Below are 17137 nucleotides of genomic sequence, written 5' to 3' on the forward strand. Positions count from 1 at the left end.
CGGGCAGCTGGCTTTTGCTATGCCATCATTCTTACTGAATGACCGGGTAATGCGGACGCTTGCCATTGACGATCGCCACAACATCATCGAGTCCCATCTCGACCATGTTCTTCATCGCCGTGTCAGTATAGAAGGCGCTGTGCGGTGAAATCAGGACGTTCGGCATGGCCCGTAAGGTCTTGTAGTCTTCGGGGATGTCTTCCGGCTTGGCTTGCTTTTCAAAGAATTGACCTTCGTCGGCTAAGGTATCGAGGGCGGCACCCGCGATTTCGTGCTTTTGCAGGGCGGCGATTAGGTCGTCAGTCTTGACCAAGCCACCACGCGCCATGTTGATTAGGTAGGCCGTGGACTTCATCTTCTTGAACGTTTCTGCGTTGAAGATGTTGGCGGTACTGTCATCGAGCGGGGTGTGGATGGTGACGATGTCGGATTCCTTCAGGATCGTGTCGAGATCGGTGTAGGTCAGGTAAGCTTCTAATTCGGGATGCTTGACCGGGTCGGTGGCCAGCACTTGGGCGCCCAGCAGGGAATAGAGCTGGGCGGTAGCACCACCGATATGACCGGCGCCGATAATGCCGACGGTCAGGTTGTAGATTTCGGTGCTTTCCAGCCCGGCCCAACGGAAGTCGAGCTTGTCCATCCGCTGGTAGTAATAACCCATCTTCCGCACCAGCTGCAGGGCCTGGGTCAAGCCCATTTCGGCGATTGCCCGCGGTGAATAGGCCGGGACGTTGGTGACGATCAGATCGTACTTCTTGGCGAGGTCGAAATCGATCATGTCATAGCCGACCATCCGGGCAGTCAGCTGCTTGATGCCGTATTCGTGGAGCTTCTTGTAAACGATCGGTTCTAGGGAATGGGTTTGCTGAAAATCGATCCCGTCAAAGCCTTTGGCCCATTCGACGGTCTTTGCGTTGAGGCGTTCGTCCACGCATTTGACTTCCACGTTATTTTTCTTGGACCACTGTTCAATGTATTTTCTTTCTGGTGCCAGTGTGGCGTACATTAAAATTTTCAATGAAAACCCCTCCTTACCACTTCAGCGTGCTGATCTTCTTGACGGCTTCTTGGAGCTGATCCATCGGCTGGGTGGCGGCAATTCTGATAAAGCCTTCACCTGCTGGACCAAAGGCTAAGCCGGGCACGACGAGGATGCCGGCTTTTTTCAGCAGTTGATCGGCAAAGTCGACCGAGTTGAGCCCGCTTTGGCGAATATCGACGAAGATGTAGATGCTGCCATCGACGGGGACGGTCTTGATCCAGTCAATCTTGGATAAGCTGTCTTGCAGGTAAGTCAACCGTTTCTGGAAAGCAGCGACGATTGGCTGCGACAATTCATCGTGGTGCTGCAGACCGTAGATGGCAGCCTCCTGGGACATCGTCGGTGCGACGTAGGTAACAGCGTCGTTGACTTCGTTGGCCGCGTTGATCAGCCAGTCGGGACCGATGATGTAGCCGATCCGCCAACCGGTCATGGCAAAGCACTTGGACATTCCGCCATTGGTGACGACATTATCCGGTGCATACTTAGCCAGCGGTGTGAAATGCTTGCCCGGCATGATGTAGTCGGCGTAGATTTCATCGCTAAAGATCAGGAGGTCGTTCTTAATGGCCAGATCCGCCAGCGCCTTCATTTCGGATTCACTCATCAGGTGCCCAGTCGGGTTGTTCGGGGTGTTGACGATAATTGCCTTGGTCTTCGGCGTAATCTTTTGTGCAATCGCATCTGCGTCGATGGCGAAGTTGTCGGCAGCCTTGTTGTCAACCGTCACCGGCTTGCCACCGGCGATCTTAACTTGGTTGATGTAGGGTGAATAGCTCGGCTGGGGGATGATCACTTCATCGCCGGGATCCAGGATCGCTTCCAGGGCGATGAACAAGCCGTGCTGGGCGCCGACCGTTACGAGGACTTGATCAGGATCGAAGTGCAGGTCATACTGCTTGTAGTAATCACAGAGGGCTGCTTTCAATTCTGGCAGTCCTTCTGCCGATGTGTAGTGGGTCATGCCCTCGCTCGTCTTCTTATAGGCGTAGTCGATGATCGGCTGCGGAGTCTTGAAATTCGGGTCGCCGACGGACAGATCGATGACGTTGTCCATCGAAGCGGCCATCGCGCAGACATCAGCCAGGATGTTTTTGGCTGGCTTTTGGTAAGGTTGACTTAAAATTGACTTATCCATACTTTCACCTTTCTTTGATGAGAAATCCGTTCATAAAAAATGAGATTGATCTAATTTATTCGTAGTATAAACGCAAATGGCGAAAAAGTCTAGGCAAATATGCAAATTATTGTAAATTTATGCATTAAATATGTATGAATCTCTCCGCTTTACGTCAAAACATCCATATGAACAGACGTTCGAATGGGGTATAATAAACGCGTGGAGGAAAAGATCATGAGAAAGTTTCATCGCCGCCACTGGTGGAGTCGGCATTGGCTGATTCCGCTGGTGCTGGTTTTATTTGCATTTTTAAACCTCGGCGGTCAGTCGAAGCTGAACAGCGCTTTGGCCTGGACGCGGGGCACCTATTGGAATCGTACGTCGCAGCAGTCGGTTCGGCAGCCACCGACCAAGCAGCAGGCCCAGGCTGTGCTGACGCCCAGTGTAAAAAAGCAATTGGGCGGTTCTGCCAAGTGGAACGGCTTCGGCGCCTTTACGGTGAATAATGACCAAACCAAGCTCAATGCCAATACCAATGCTGCCCCGTGGGCGGTTGATCATCTGGATTCCCAGGGACGACCGTGGCAGGGGGATGCGTGGCTTAACAAGACTACTCGCCAGTACCAGAATCGTTCCGTGACGGGTAATGGTGCTAGCTCGTGGAAGCCGGCTGGTTTCTTGCAGGCCACTAACCTCAGCGGGGGCTATTCCCACGCCTATGACCGGGGGCACCTGCTAGGCTATGCCTTGGTCGGCGGCTTGCGAGGCTTCGATGCTTCCGAGTCCAACCCGAATAACATCGCGACGCAGACGGCCTGGGCCAACGAAGCCGCTAGTCCTTATTCCACTGGCCAAAATTATTATGAAGGCTTAGTCAGGAAGGCCCTCGACCGGGGTGAGCAAGTTCGCTACCGGGTTACTGATGTCTATAATGGCAACGACATCGTGCCGGCCGGGGCGCATATCGAAGCCAAGTCGGCGGACGGCAATTTGCAATATAACGTCTTCGTGCCTAATGTCCAACGCAACATCAGCATTAACTATGCGACAGGCGCGGTGACGCAAAGATAATAGAAAAAGAGCGGTTTTTGAAGTGTCTGATAATTTTATGGCACTTCAAAAACCGCTCTTTTCTTGTATAGGATTCATATTTAATTTGTAAATTACTATGTTATTGGCATTGTCAGTTTATTTTACAACCAATTGTACTTTGGTTAGCACATCTCGAAATAGATCACTTGGCATTTTTTCAACAAATTGCCATTTTCGTTTTTTAAAATCAAAGGACTTTAGTTGTTCAACATACACTGTTCCGTTGATGATGGTTCGACTATCTAACTTTACATGTAAAGGATAATCTTTACCGTTAAAGTTTCCGTGAGAGATTGGAGCAACCCATGCAAACGGTGATGTGTTAGATAAAATATTATTGCTAACAACGACGGCAGGTCTACGTTTTTCAATTTCAGCATCCACTGATGGGTCAAAATTGATGTAGATTATACTTCCACGTGTAAGTATATCATTATTTACCATAATTCTTCTCCTGTCGGTTTAGTGTTATCCCAGTCCTTTAAATCATCGGGCATTTGGTAATCGCCATGCCAATCCTTAAACAATTCCTCTAGCGTTTGCGGTTCTTTGCTTATGGGGATCAAAGTAAGTAAGCCATTTTTTCCTTTTTTGAATTTAAATTCAGTTCCAGGCTTAACATTTAAAGCTTTAGGAATAGTAACAACTAGTGCATTACCTTGAATACGAGCTTTTACTTTATTCATTAAGATCACCTTCTTGGACTTTTTTATAATTATAGCATAAATCATTACTTTAGTAATTACTAAACCCCAGTCAGCCCGCCCCTTCCGGCCCGATGATTTTTATTTTACTGGATATTGACACCATGTCATTCCGCCACTATAATCATAACTGTTAAAAATGACACCGTGTCATCACACGAAGGAGGCCATCGACAGATGCCAAGTCAAAAATTCGAACAACTGAAAGCCGAGAAGCGCGACCGTATCACGAAAGCGCTGATGAATGAATTTGCTAGTCACTCGCTAGCCAGTGCACAGGTGGCGCGGATTGTCCGAGATGCCCATATCGCGCGGGGATCGTTCTACGTCTACTTTGCGGACCTCGACGACGCCTACCTCTATGCATACGGCCAGGCGATGCGCCAGCTGCACCAGCCTTTAGACCTGACAGGCAAGCAAAAACCAACGACAAAAGATTACCTCGCCGCCGTCCAGCACCTCTTGCAGGCAGTGGATGAGCAGCAATTGCGGCAGTGGTTGGTCTTCCACATCCGCATCAATGTCGGCTTGCTGCACGCTCACGGGCACGAGATTGACCACACCGTCGTCGCCAGCCAAAAGGACGACCGTATCTGGGCCATCCAAACGCTCGTCCACCAGTCGATCAATGAAGCCCTCGTCAATCCATCACAGCAAGACGCCATCGTTCAGCGCTTGGGCAACCTGCTAAGGATCATTCAAGGAGAATCGTAATCATGTTTTTGGCATTAAGAGAAATCAAAAAAGAAAAGCTGCGCTACGGCCTGATCATCACCATGATCGTGATGATTACCTACCTGCTCTTCATTTTACTGGGGCTGATGAACGGCCTGAGCAACGAAAACACTGCTGCCCTCAAATCCTGGGACACGCGAACGGTCTGGCTAAATAAGAACGCCAATGACCGCCTCAGCCAGTCGACCTTGATGGCAAACCAGGTACCTAAACATATGGCATTGATCGGGGATGTGCCGGGACAACTGAAGCGAACCCAGGGGGCTGCCCATAAGCAGGACGTCCAACTGGTCGGCCTGAAAAATCACGACTTCATCGCGCAAAAGAAGATCCAATTGGTCAGTGGCCACTGGCTGCGTAACGACTGCCAGCTGGTTCTCGACGAATCACTGCGCCAGCAGGGTTACCATCTCGGGACCAAGGTCAGCTTTAACGGGAACAAACAGCTGAAAGTCGTCGGCTTTGCTCGCGATGCCAAGCTGAACATCGCGCCCATCGCCTACACGACCCTCAGTCAGTGGCAAAAACTCCACGGTGGACCTTTCGTCGGCAGTGCCCTGATCTCTGATAAAGCCAGCCACCACCACTATGCGGGGATGCGCCGGTACGGCATCAAACAGTTCATCAACAAGTTGCCGGGCTATACCGCGCAGAACACCACTTTTGAGATGATGATCGGCTTCCTGCTTGTCATTTCTTTGGTCGTCATCGCTGTATTTTTATACATTCTGACGATGCAAAAGACCAAGCAGTATGCCTTGCTGCGGGCGCAGGGGATTCCGTCTGAAAAGCTGGTTGGGGCGACGATTGCCCAGTCCCTGATCCTGATCATCAGCGGAGTGGTTATTGCCGTCGTTTTGACTGGGATCACCATCAAAGCTTTGCCAGCAGGTGTACCTGTCCTGATGGATCCGCACCAGCTGAGTTGGATGGTTCTCGCAATTCTGGGAATCGGCTTGCTGAGTTCCTGTCTGCCGACCGCAATGATCATGCGGATCGATCCGCTGGACGCATTGAAGTAGGGAAGGTGAAAGAATGACTGTCAGAGTAGAATTAAAAAACGTCAATAAAGTTTTTGGCAAGGGCGTTAACACGGTCAAGGCGCTGACCGACATCAATTTCCAGGCTCGCTCAGGTGAAATGAGTCTTGTTCTCGGCCCATCCGGCTCGGGAAAGAGCACCTTCCTCACGATCGCCGGTGGCCTGCAGAGTCCCACGAGTGGGCAGGTGCTGGTGGATGGGGAAGATATCGCCCATTATTTTAGCCGGCAACGGGACCAGCTGCGCTTGAATAAGATTGGCTTTATCCTGCAAAACTACGAGATGCTGCCGTATTTGACGGTGCGCGACCAGTTTAAGCTGGTGCGCCAGGTCTCCGACCAAACGCTGAACCCCAAGGAGCTAGATCAGTTGCTTCAGGAACTGGGCATTGCCGATCTGATTGATCAGTATCCCAACCAGCTTTCTGGTGGGCAAAATCAACGGGTGGCAATCGCCCGGGCACTGTACCAGCAACCGGCCATCGTGTTAGCGGATGAACCGACGGCCGCCCTCGATTCTTCACGGGTGCGCGTCGTAGGACAGCTCTTTGCGGATTTGGCACACCGACGGCATGAAGCAGTAGTCGTGGTCACCCATGATGAACGTCTGCGGAATTACGCTGATCATATTTATCAAATTGTGGACGGCCGGATGAGTCAAGAAAAATAAAGCCTTTTACCAAAGCCAATATTTACAAAATGGTTATTGAATGATAAGCAAAAATAATGCTCGTCTTGTTAGAGAGACGGGCGTTTTTTAGTTCTAAATTTTTCTGCTAAGCCTTGCACGAAAAGCATTTTTAATTTGCTCAGATAGACATGATAACAAATTAATGAAAAATAAAAATGGATTAATATGCTAAATTTTGCATTATAGGCACAACAAAAAATGTAAGCGATTTTCATTCGCCTTTAGACCATTATATGAATTATTTATCATGCCAATCTAAATAAATTTTCGCAATGTAGGCCGGCCTATCAATGTTTTACAAAAATGTTTCAAATTTGTGGTGTAATTATGAAAAGTTTCGAATGACAATTAAGAAGGTGTTAATTAATTTGGTTTTAAAAATATAGGGGGATTTATATGTTATCCAAAAATAATTGGAGCGAACTCTTTCGTCAACAAGAACCGAAAAAACAACGGTTCGCATTTAAGAAACTGACGATTGGGTTCGCTTCTGTTTTAATCGGTTTTACGTTTATGGGGATCAGTGCCTCAGCTAATACTGATGTACAGGGTAACCAGACGGCAACTAACAGCACGGAAGTTTCAAAAGTAACACCAGCTTCTTCTGCTGCTACGTCTAGCGCATCCCAACAACCAGCATCAGCTGCCAAGAGCACTTCAGATAATAGTAGTGCAGCAAGCAGCAGTGCTACTACTAGTTCAGCTGCTAGTTCTGCTGCATTAGACAATGATTCAACTACGCTCAATGTTGCAAGTTTAGGTAACAACACCATGCCTGAATCTGCTTTGCGGGCAAGCGAAGTTCAGGGTCAAGAAAAAGATGTATCGACTTATCAAGAATTATTGAGTGCTCTCAAGGATGCTAATGTTTCTACCATCAATTTGACCAACAATATCGATGGATCCATGGGCACTGGTGATTATGACACTATTTCAACTGCTCAAACTGGTCGGACAGTCACCATTAATGGTCAAAATAAGTACAGTCTGAACATGGGTTCACGTTACATCTACTTGAACAATAATACTGAAGACAGTACTCACAATTGGAACATTACTTTCCAAAACATTACTGATATCCAATCACAAAATAATTCCTACGGTCTTTTGTGCATTCAGGTAAGTAAGAATTCCGCAAATGACTCTTTGAATTTTAACCATGTAAAGATTGATCAAGACACAACAACACTTGTTAATAATGACGGTGGTCAAGTTAACGTCACCTTAACTGACAGTACGATTGATGGAGCCCCAGCTAGTGGCAAAGCATTGATCAATGCTGCTAATTTAACCTTTAATGGCAATAACACTGTTAATGGCACCCTTAGTGGTAATGGAAGTGTTGCAACTGGCGTTTACATTGGCGGTAGTGCATTATTCAAGACGACTGGCAATGTTGTAATTAACGGCAAGACTTCAATTACTGTTACCAAAGCAAACGATAATAATTCATCTTTGCATGCAGTTGCCTTCTTGGTTGGTGGTAACTTCACTGTTAATCATAGTGATAATGTATTAAATCCAAAACAAGATAAAAAGGCAGATCTTCAAATTTCTGGCACATCTGCTGACGTTTCCGGGATTGTCTTTTCTAAGGACGCTACTACCAGTTTGGATGACAACCCAGTTGCTGGTGTACTGCGCTTAGAAAACAATGCAACTGTAGATATTAATTTAGGGTCAGGTTACTCAGTTGCTATCCTCAGAGCCAGTGATATTGATATGGCAGATAGTTCTGATTTAACTGTTCACAGCCAAATAGGTAATCTTCCAAATTCTGACGTTCGTGTAGTTGCACCTATTAGTGTCGATTCTAATCAGCTTGTAAAGGACAGTACAGTTCGTGTCGGTAACAATGCCAAAATTTCTGTAATCCGTACAGGAGTCGATTTATCAAATTCTCCATTAATTTCGATGGGCCCTATTAGTGGTAATGCTGATAACTGTGTTTTCCACTTTGAAGTAAATGGTGGTTCACTTGATCTCGAAGATTCAGCATATTCTAATAAATTTCCAAGTGATGTAGCCGCTGGCGGAAACTATAAATATGGTTGGCCAGGTTTATTAACTATTTGGGGCACTTCAGGCCAAGACTATGTAGACTTTAAGGATGCCAAATTAGTTAACTTACAACGGACAGGAAACGCTGCTAACAAACCAGGCTACTTGATTCACTTAGATACGGGTAATGATATTAAAGATCAACATGTAGGTTACATTCGAATTGAATCATCGACTTCGAATGGTTACACTCCTCTAACTATTACGCCAGCTGGTTCGAGTAAATCTACCACTTGGAATGTTCATTACCTTAACAATACATCAAGGGGTGGTGACTTTGCTTATTCATTCTGGGCTGGCTCGCCGACTACTAATAATGCTTGGAACAGTTTTGGTTCAGAATATATGAAGGATTCGGCAAATAATCCTATTAACGGTCAACAGAATACAGTTACATTAGCCACTAACTCTAATGACAAGGGATCTATGACCTTTAATAATGGAGCAGTGGTTCCAGAAAATGGTTCATCAGATCCATCTAAGGCACTTGATAGCTTTATTAACCAATTTAGCTGGTGGAATGGATCAGGCGTTTTATTTGGCTCCGATTCTCTTGAAGCAAGTCAAAACACGCCGAATGGCACAGAAATTTCAGTTGATCAAGGACATACTTTAACTGATAGTTCGACCACTGGTGTCACGGATGCTACAAATGATGCCGAACATGCAATTGAATGGCCAACTGATCAACCAACAAAGAATTCTAAGCCATCATACACTTGGGAATCTGCTCCTTCAACGGATGTTCCAGGCTCAACTAATGCTGGAATTGTTAAGGTTACCTACAGTGATGGTTCATTCGATGATGTTCCTGTATTAGTTCATGTCAATGCGCAAGCTGACAATTATGATCCACAAGGTCAGGATATTACTGTCAACAAGGGTCAAACACCTAATCCAGCTGATGGAATTAAGAACAAGTCGAACCTGCCCAATGGTACAAAATACACTTGGAAGGACGGCAAGACTCCGGATACCTCAACAACTGGGACCAAACCTGGTGTTGTGGAAGTTACCTATCGAGATGGTTCTAAGGATGAAGTACCAGTTAATGTTGTTGTGACAGATTCAACAACGACTACTCCAACTACTAAGACTGACGCTGATGCTAATGACCCACAAGGCCAAAACATCAGTACTGACTACGGTGTAGAACCAGCAGCTGGCAATGCAATTGCTAACCAAAGCGATTTGAAGAATGTTTCAAGCATCACGTGGGGTACTGCTCCAGATGTTTGGCAACCGGGGACTCAACCGGCCGTTGTCGAAGTTAAGTACAATGATGGCTCCGTAGATGACGTTCCTGTACAAGTAACGGTTAAGGCGCCTACTGGTAAGGATATTTCGGTTCCTGCTGGGACAACCCCTGACCCGAAGACTGCTATTAACTGGCCAAGTGGCACTAAGCCAAGCAACTTACCTGATGGCAATATTACTTGGCAAAAGACGCCTGACACTTCTAAGCCTGGTGACACCACTGGTACTGTCGTCATTACTGCACCAAATGGTGATAAGACAACGGTTCCTGTAATCATTCACGTTACGCCAAATTCTTCAGAGACAGATGTCTTTGATCCGCAAGGTCAAACTAAACATTATGACTATGGTGCTGACGCAGGGAATGCCATTGATTTGATCAATCCATCAACAATCGACACCAAGACTGATAATAACCGGACAGCTGATACAGTTGAATGGATTACCAAACCTGACACGACTAAGCCTGGTACTCAGTTAGTTCATGTTAAGGTAACAAGAACTTATAGTGATGACAACAAGGTTGTCAAGGATGTTCCGGTTATTGTTACCGTTGGAACTATTGCTGACAGCATGACCCCTACTGCTAAGGATCTGACTGTTCCATACAATGCCGATATGAGCAAGTACCCGGCAAGTGATCAGATTACTTCAATTAAAGATGACAAGGGTAATTCATACACTGGCGCTACGACAGATTACTGGGCACCAACACCGGTAACTACCGTTTCAGGGACACAATCAAGCATGATCAAGGTAGTTTATGCTGATGGTTCGTATGATTACGCACCTCTGAATGTAACCGTTGAAGATTCTGATGCTGACCAATACCCAGTAACTTATGGTGACCTTAACGTTGTTCGTCCAAATGATGGCTCCATTGCAAGCAAACATGTTGGTCCAACTACCAAGCCTGGGATGCCAGGACATACTATTACCGGTTATGCTAAGAGTACGAGCTTCACTGATCCTGCTGGCACCACTATTACTGTGGACACTACTGGTGAGGTAACTGCTAATGTTAATAAGAATGCTAGTCTTGGTTCATTTGTTGTTCCTGTTCAGGTAAATTATGCGGATGGTTCACATAATATTGTCAATGTTCCGGTAAGCATTACAGGAACCAAAGTTGAACCAAATCAGCCGGTTATTTACTATGGCGACCAAAGTATGACCAGTTTGTCTGGTGATGTAACAAATGTTCATAAGACCAGCACTGGCTATGAACCACATGTCAATGACAGTCAATTTAACCAAATTGATGTTTACACTGGCTGGGATCAGAAGGGTAATGACTATTCTGATTACAAGAACCATGTAACTTACGAGCGGCGTGGCACTGAGTTTGTTAACATTAAAGATTCAAACGATCATTTCGCTGCCAACAAGATTCACTATAAGTGGATTACGGGTTACACCCCGAACAGCAATTTTGGTAAAGACACTTCAAGCATGCTTTATAAGAATGCTGATGGTTCATACAATGATGCTGAATATACTGGTTCGGATGACAACTTCACCTTCAACGGTGCAACCTTTAATACTCGTGGCAATTCAAAGTGGCGTTATTCATACACTATCGACCCAGAAGTAGCTGCTAAGCTTCATACTGGTCAAGGTCCTGATTGGTCTAACGTTTACTTCAACTTCTATGGTGCAAAGACTAACAAACCTTTGACCTTCAAGCAAAACAGTGACATTTCTAACCTGACTCAAGATCAATACCGTCAATTAATCGATGTTACTGACCTTGGTGCTGATGGCTGGAACGGTACTGATGTCAACGCTGATGCACCACAAGCACTTGCTTACATGCCAGGTACTGATGCAGCTAAGACATTCAGCATGGTTTGGGCACCAAATGAGCAGCCATCAACTGCCGAAGTTAAGGATGGCGTTGCCGGCACTGTTCGGATTCTCTTTAACGATGGTACTTATCTTGATGTTCCAGCAACGATTAACGTTGTCAAGGACAATGACCAGGGTAAGCCAGACAGTGATAAGACTGAATTCAGCCAGAAGATTGTTTACACTTACAATGGTAAAGAAGTTGCTTACACGACAATTGACAACATTGCTAAGGGATCCAACCTGACTGCAGACCAGTTGAAGTCAGCAATTGATGGGAATGTTCCTGCTAATTACCAGATTCAAACTGGTTATAATTATCCAGCTGGATTGACGAACATCACGGCAACTCCTGCTGAAATTGATGTTCCATTGGTAGTTAAGTCTGATGCTACCTTTAATGCAAATGGTAAGATCGTTTACCAAACTAAAGATGGTACGCACATTGCTGACGGTACTAATATTAAGTCCAAGGTTGGCGACACGTTGACTGCTGGGTTGCTTCATGACTTGGCTTACAAGAATGTACCACATGGTTACACGATTGATACCTACCCAGCTTCATTCAACGTCACATCTGATGGGTTTACGATTCCGGTAGTTGTTACGCCAACTGAACAAAACTACAGCCAAAACATCGTTTATAAGGATGCTAAGGGTAATACCATTGCTACTGTAAATGGCGCACTTAAAGGCACCTTTACTTCAGCCAAGCCTGCTACTGTTTCTGCTGCTGATGAGAAGTCGGCTATCGATGCCCATCGTCCAGCTAACTGGAAGATTTCATCTAGCTACACTTATCCAACAGGTGAAACAATCAGTACTACTGATCCGGCTGACATTGTCGTTACGGTTGAACACGGGACTAAGACGGTCAACCCAGGTGACTCAGATGCCACAGATGATATGTTCCGCACAATCACTCGAACGATTAATGTCACTAACCCCGATGGCAAGACCAAGACTACTAAGCAGGATGCTAACTTCAGTCGTTCTAAGACGATTGATTCAGTAACGAACGAGGTAATCTCCTACGGTACCTGGACACCAACTGAAGGTGATTGGCCAGAATTTAATGTTCCACAACTTGCTGGTTACACTTCATATGTTGATGATGTTGCTAGTCAAAATGTAAAGAAAGCTACTGTAAAAGCTAATGATCAAAATGTGACTGTCAATGTCAGTTACAAGCCATCAACGACGCCAAGCACAACGCCATCGACGACGCCAAGCACGACGCCATCGACCACGCCAAGCACAACGCCATCAACGACGCCAAGCACAACGCCATCAACGACGCCAAGCACGACGCCATCGACCACGCCAAGCACAACGCCATCAACGACGCCAAGCACGACGCCATCGACCACGCCAAGCACAACGCCATCAACGACGCCAAGCACAACGCCATCGACTACGCCAGCGACGCCATCAACGACGCCAAGCACGACGCCATCGACACGCCAAGCACAACGCCATCGACTACGCCAAGCACAACGCCATCAACGACGCCAAGCACGACGCCATCGACCACGCCAAGCACAACGCCATCAACGACGCCAAGCACAACGCCATCAACGACGCCAAGCACAACGCCATCAACGACGCCAAGCACGACGCCATCGACCACGCCAAGCACAACGCCATCGACTACGCCAAGCACAACGCCATCAACGACGCCAAGCACTAGGACACCAATCCATTACGTTCCAACTAACAATGACATGTATCGTGAAGTAACACGGACTATTGTCATTAACGAACCAAACCATCAAACTCGTACTGTTGTTCAAACAGTTCGTTTCAGTCGGGATGATGCTAATGGCAATGCTGGTTACTACGATCCATCTACTCGGCAAACTATTTGGAACGCATGGCATGTTGATGGGAGTCAAGATGCTACCGGCACTTGGGCACAATTCAATGCTCCACACTTTGCTGGTTACACTGCAACTCCTGCACTGATCAGCGCTGTTAACAATGTTACTGCTGACACTGCAAGCACAACTGCAACCATTAACTATGTTCAAACTGATGCTAGTCAGTATGATCCTAGTTATCCAGAAGTTGTGACGACGCCAGGTCGCACCGCAACTACTGATGTACAGTGGCAGAATAATGAACAACCAACTGATGGTGACGCAACTTATGCTGTAACGCCAGGTGCTAAGGTTCCTAGTTGGGTTAGCGTAGATCCGAAGACTGGCAAGATCACTTACACTGTTCCTGCTAATGCAACGACTCAAGTTGTCAATGTACCGGTAACGGTAACTTACCACGATGGCACTACTGACCAAGCTACTGGCACGGTTGTAGTTGTTTCTGGTAAGAGTCACGTTGACAATCCAGCAGGTCCTAAGGACGTCATTAACAACCCTGGTAACTTACCAGGTGGAACGACGGTTGTATGGACTCCAGGTCAAACTCCTGATCCACACAAGACAGGTAACCAACCAACTAGTGTCACGGTCACTGTTCCTGGTCAGAAGCCGGTAACAATTCCAACTACGGTAACCTACCCAACGACACCAAGTCAGAACGATGCCGACAAGTACAACCCGAGCTACCCATCCACGGTTGCTAAACCAGGTGACTCCATTACCACTCCTGTTCACTACGATGGTGATCAGCCAAGTGGCAACGTCACCTACACGAAGGATCCAAGTGCTCCAAGTTGGGTCAACGTTGATCCACACACTGGCACGATCACTTACACCGTTCCAGCCGACCAAGGCACTGGCACGGTAACGATCCCAGTTACGATCACTTACCCAGACGGCACCAAGGATCACACTACTGCTTCTGTTGTGGTTGTTTCTGGTAAGCAGCATGTCACTAACCCATCTGGTCCATCTGACGTCATCAACAACCCAGGCAACCTGCCGAAGGGAACCACGGTTGTATGGACTCCAGGTCATGAACCAGATCCGCACAAGACTGGCGATCAACCAACTAGTGTCACGGTCACTGTTCCAGGTCAGAAACCTGTAACAATTCCAACCACGGTAACCTACCCAACGACACCAAGTCAGAACGATGCCGACAAGTACAACCCGAGCTACCCATCCACGGTTGCTAAACCAGGTGACTCCATTACCACTCCTGTTCACTACGATGGTGATCAACCAAGCGGCAACGTCACCTACACCAAGGATCCAAGTGCTCCAAGTTGGGTTAACGTTGATCCACACACTGGTACAATTACCTACACCGTTCCTGCTGACCAGGGCACTGGCACGGTAACGATCCCAGTTACGATCACTTACCCTGACGGCACTAAGGATCACGCAAGTGAAACGGTTGTCGTTGTCTCAGGCAAGCAGCACGTCACTAACCCATCCGGTCCATCTGACGTCATCAACAACCCAGGCAACCTGCCGAAGGGCACCACGGTTGTATGGACTCCAGGTCATGAACCAGATCCAAACAAGACAGGTGACCAGCCAGCTAGCGTTACGATCACGGTACCTGGTCAGAAGCCAATCACTGTTCCAACCACTGTTACCTACACTGAAGCACATCAGTACCAGCCATCCTACCCAACGATTTCAGCTCACCCTGGTGAGCAAGGCACGGCCAACGTTCAGTGGCAGAACAACAAGAAGCCAAACGATCAGGTAACCTACCAGATCACTTCCGGCTCCGACGTACCTGCTTGGATCTCCGTTGATCCACACACCGGGACGATTTCCTACAACGTTCCAGCAAACACTGGCAGCGGCGTTTACAATGTACCGGTAACGGTAACTTACCATGATGGTAGTTCAGACCAGATCAGTGGTGACATTGTGGTCGTTGTTACGAACCACCACGTCACTAACCCAACTAGTCCATGGGATATCATCAATAACCCAGGCAACTTCCCTGCAGGAACGACCGTAACTTGGGTACCAGGCCATGAACCTGATCCAAACAAGCAAGGTACTCAGCATGTTATCGTTGAAATCCACATCCCAGGCCAGAACCCAATTCAAGTTCCAAGTGACATTACCATCACTTCACGGAACAACAAGCCAAACAACGGCACTGGCAACGGTGGCAGCAATGTCAACAACGGTGGCAATACCAACAATGGTAATGGTATTAACCACGGTACTGGCAATGGTGCTAACGGCAGCAACGTTCCAGGAATTTCTGGCAACGGAAATGGCAATGGTAACGGAAACGGTGCCAGCGCTAATGGCAGCAACGGTTTGAATGGTAACCTTGCAAATGGTGCTGTTGCTAACAACGGAACTGCTAATAACGGTCAGAATGCCGGTCAGAAGTTGCCACAGACTGGTAATTCTAACGATGCCGCTCTGCTTGGCTTCGGCCTCGCAAGCCTGATGGCATTGCTCGGTTTAGGTGGCAAGAAAAAAGAAGATAAGTAGTCACTAGTTAGATAACTAGAAACCATTTTCCCTAATATCTTCTCTGATGTCTTAGACATCAAGAGCACCCTCGTTTTCCCCCTGAGGGTGCTCTTTTTGTGTGCTCGCAGATTTTCTGAGATTGGTGTACAATTTTCTTAATTTACAATGAGAGGGTTTTAATAATGATCAAAATCGATGGCCACACCCATACCGAACTTTGCCCCCACGGGACGGGGGAGAAGACAAGTCTAATGATTGAACGGGCAATTCGCCTGGGTTTTACGGAATATCACCTGACTGAGCACGCGCCGCTGCCGGTTGGCTTTCTGGCCAACTATGCTGGTGATCCGGAAAACGTTAAAACCGCTTCGCTAAGCTGGGACCAGCTAGATGATTACTTTGCACTGGGACGTCGATTGCAAAGAAAATACCACGATCGAATCAAGATCACGGTCGGCTTTGAAGTGGATTATTTGGAAGATTATGAAGAAGATATCAGGGCTTTTTTGCAAAAGGTCGCACCACAAACTGCCAACAACATTATTTCCGTGCATTACCTGAAAAATAGTGCCGGTGGCTATTACGGGATCGATTACAGCCCGGCAGAGCTGAAGGCTGGTTTTGGCGACGAGCTGACAGATGTTCAGCAGCTTTACCAGCGCTATTTCCGGGCTGTCCTGGCCAGCGTGCAGGCTGACTGGGGTGCCAAGGCCATTGCCAAGATCGGGCACATGAGCCTGATCAAAAAGTACCAGGATTACTTTGGGCTGCCAACTGACTTTTCCCAGATCAACATGAACCTCGTCGGCCAGATCCTGGAGGTTGCCCAGCAAAAAAAGCTAAAATTAGATTTTAATTCTGCGGGCCTCTATAAGCCTTACTGCAATGACCTTTATCCGGGACGGCAGATTATTGCCCAGGCCCGTCAGCTCGGTATTCCCTTTGAGTTTGGTTCCGACGCTCACGGCGTCAGTGAAGTGGGGCGGGGCTACCACTTGTTTGAATATCTGGACAAAAATTAGTAAATGATGTGTTGACATTAGAAAACGATGTGATAATATTAATAACAATTCATCAAGAACTTATCCAAAGTGTTGATTAGGAGAGTAGCTGGTGAGCAGGTCTGAAGAGAGCCCCGTTGCTGGAAAGGGACGGCCACTGCTAGTGAACCACACCTATGAACTAGGCAGCT

At 47.1% G+C, this 17137-nt stretch carries 11 protein-coding genes and 1 other annotated feature (1 of these 12 only partly in view); of the genes, 7 read left to right on the forward strand and 4 right to left on the reverse strand.

Annotation, left to right across the window (positions count from 1 at the left end; translation table 11 throughout):
• Positions 1 to 31: 31 nt before the first annotated feature.
• Both AB3114_RS02250 and AB3114_RS02255 read right to left on the reverse strand, forming a co-directional pair.
• Entirely contained in the window at positions 32 to 1018 is a 987-nt protein-coding gene (locus AB3114_RS02250) for a D-2-hydroxyacid dehydrogenase (protein ID WP_367341638.1), read from the reverse strand.
• Positions 1019 to 1031: 13 nt separating this feature from the next.
• Positions 1032 to 2180 carry a pyridoxal phosphate-dependent aminotransferase gene (locus AB3114_RS02255; protein ID WP_367341639.1) on the reverse strand — a complete coding sequence of 383 codons (1149 nt, stop codon included), beginning with the start codon at positions 2178 to 2180 and terminating at the stop codon, positions 1032 to 1034.
• 216 nt (positions 2181 to 2396) lie between these two features.
• On the opposite strand from AB3114_RS02255, the gene AB3114_RS02260 reads away from it, so the two are divergent.
• On the forward strand, positions 2397 to 3233 hold the full coding sequence (locus tag AB3114_RS02260) for a DNA/RNA non-specific endonuclease (protein ID WP_367341640.1): 837 nt from the start codon (positions 2397 to 2399) through the stop codon (positions 3231 to 3233).
• A 117-nt stretch (positions 3234 to 3350) separates the two neighbouring features.
• On the opposite strand, the gene AB3114_RS02265 is transcribed toward AB3114_RS02260, so the two are convergent.
• Positions 3351 to 3698, reverse strand: coding sequence for a type II toxin-antitoxin system PemK/MazF family toxin (locus AB3114_RS02265; protein ID WP_367341641.1), 348 nt, complete (start codon positions 3696 to 3698; stop codon positions 3351 to 3353).
• A complete protein-coding gene (locus AB3114_RS02270; RefSeq protein ID WP_367341642.1) occupies positions 3692 to 3940 on the reverse strand; it encodes a hypothetical protein in 249 nt (82 codons plus the stop codon). Before AB3114_RS02270 ends, AB3114_RS02265 begins: the two co-directional genes overlap by 7 nt.
• A 165-nt stretch (positions 3941 to 4105) precedes the next feature.
• On the opposite strand from AB3114_RS02270, the gene AB3114_RS02275 reads away from it, so the two are divergent.
• From AB3114_RS02275 to hisJ, 6 genes are all read left to right on the forward strand, one after another.
• Positions 4106 to 4672 (forward strand): TetR/AcrR family transcriptional regulator, encoded by a 567-nt coding sequence (locus AB3114_RS02275; RefSeq protein ID WP_367341643.1) that lies wholly within the window; start codon positions 4106 to 4108, stop codon positions 4670 to 4672.
• Between the two features lie 2 nt (positions 4673 to 4674).
• Complete coding sequence (locus tag AB3114_RS02280; protein WP_367341644.1) at positions 4675 to 5715, forward strand: ABC transporter permease; 1041 nt, start codon at positions 4675 to 4677, stop codon at positions 5713 to 5715.
• Between the two features lie 13 nt (positions 5716 to 5728).
• Positions 5729 to 6403: an ABC transporter ATP-binding protein gene (locus AB3114_RS02285; RefSeq protein ID WP_367341645.1), complete on the forward strand. Its 675-nt coding sequence runs from the start codon at positions 5729 to 5731 to the stop codon at positions 6401 to 6403.
• Between the two features lie 417 nt (positions 6404 to 6820).
• A complete protein-coding gene (locus tag AB3114_RS02290) occupies positions 6821 to 13330 on the forward strand; it encodes a Rib/alpha-like domain-containing protein (protein ID WP_367341646.1) in 6510 nt (2169 codons plus the stop codon).
• Positions 13315 to 15963, forward strand: coding sequence for a Rib/alpha-like domain-containing protein (locus AB3114_RS02295; RefSeq protein WP_367341647.1), 2649 nt, complete (start codon positions 13315 to 13317; stop codon positions 15961 to 15963). The genes AB3114_RS02290 and AB3114_RS02295 overlap by 16 nt, the downstream gene beginning before the upstream one ends.
• A gap of 164 nt (positions 15964 to 16127) precedes the next feature.
• On the forward strand, positions 16128 to 16967 hold the full coding sequence (gene hisJ / locus AB3114_RS02300) for a histidinol-phosphatase HisJ (protein WP_367341648.1): 840 nt from the start codon (positions 16128 to 16130) through the stop codon (positions 16965 to 16967).
• Positions 16968 to 17030: 63 nt separating this feature from the next.
• Positions 17031 to 17137: a binding site (T-box leader), on the forward strand; it runs 119 nt beyond the window's last position.

Source organism: Limosilactobacillus sp., assembly GCF_040772465.1.
GTDB lineage: Bacteria > Bacillota > Bacilli > Lactobacillales > Lactobacillaceae > Limosilactobacillus.

Excerpts from the sequence above, each read along its gene's own strand:
- AB3114_RS02285 (WP_367341645.1), top strand. The coding sequence starts at position 5,729 with ATGACTGTCAGAGTAGAATTAAAAAACGTCAATAAAGTTTTTGGCAAG.
- hisJ (WP_367341648.1), top strand. The coding sequence starts at position 16,128 with ATGATCAAAATCGATGGCCACACCCATACCGAACTTTGCCCCCACGGG.
- AB3114_RS02270 (WP_367341642.1), bottom strand. The coding sequence starts at position 3,940 with ATGAATAAAGTAAAAGCTCGTATTCAAGGTAATGCACTAGTTGTTACT.
- AB3114_RS02260 (WP_367341640.1), top strand. The coding sequence starts at position 2,397 with ATGAGAAAGTTTCATCGCCGCCACTGGTGGAGTCGGCATTGGCTGATT.
- AB3114_RS02265 (WP_367341641.1), bottom strand. The coding sequence starts at position 3,698 with ATGGTAAATAATGATATACTTACACGTGGAAGTATAATCTACATCAAT.
- AB3114_RS02280 (WP_367341644.1), top strand. The coding sequence starts at position 4,675 with ATGTTTTTGGCATTAAGAGAAATCAAAAAAGAAAAGCTGCGCTACGGC.
- AB3114_RS02255 (WP_367341639.1), bottom strand. The coding sequence starts at position 2,180 with ATGGATAAGTCAATTTTAAGTCAACCTTACCAAAAGCCAGCCAAAAAC.
- AB3114_RS02295 (WP_367341647.1), top strand. The coding sequence starts at position 13,315 with ATGTATCGTGAAGTAACACGGACTATTGTCATTAACGAACCAAACCAT.
- AB3114_RS02290 (WP_367341646.1), top strand. The coding sequence starts at position 6,821 with ATGTTATCCAAAAATAATTGGAGCGAACTCTTTCGTCAACAAGAACCG.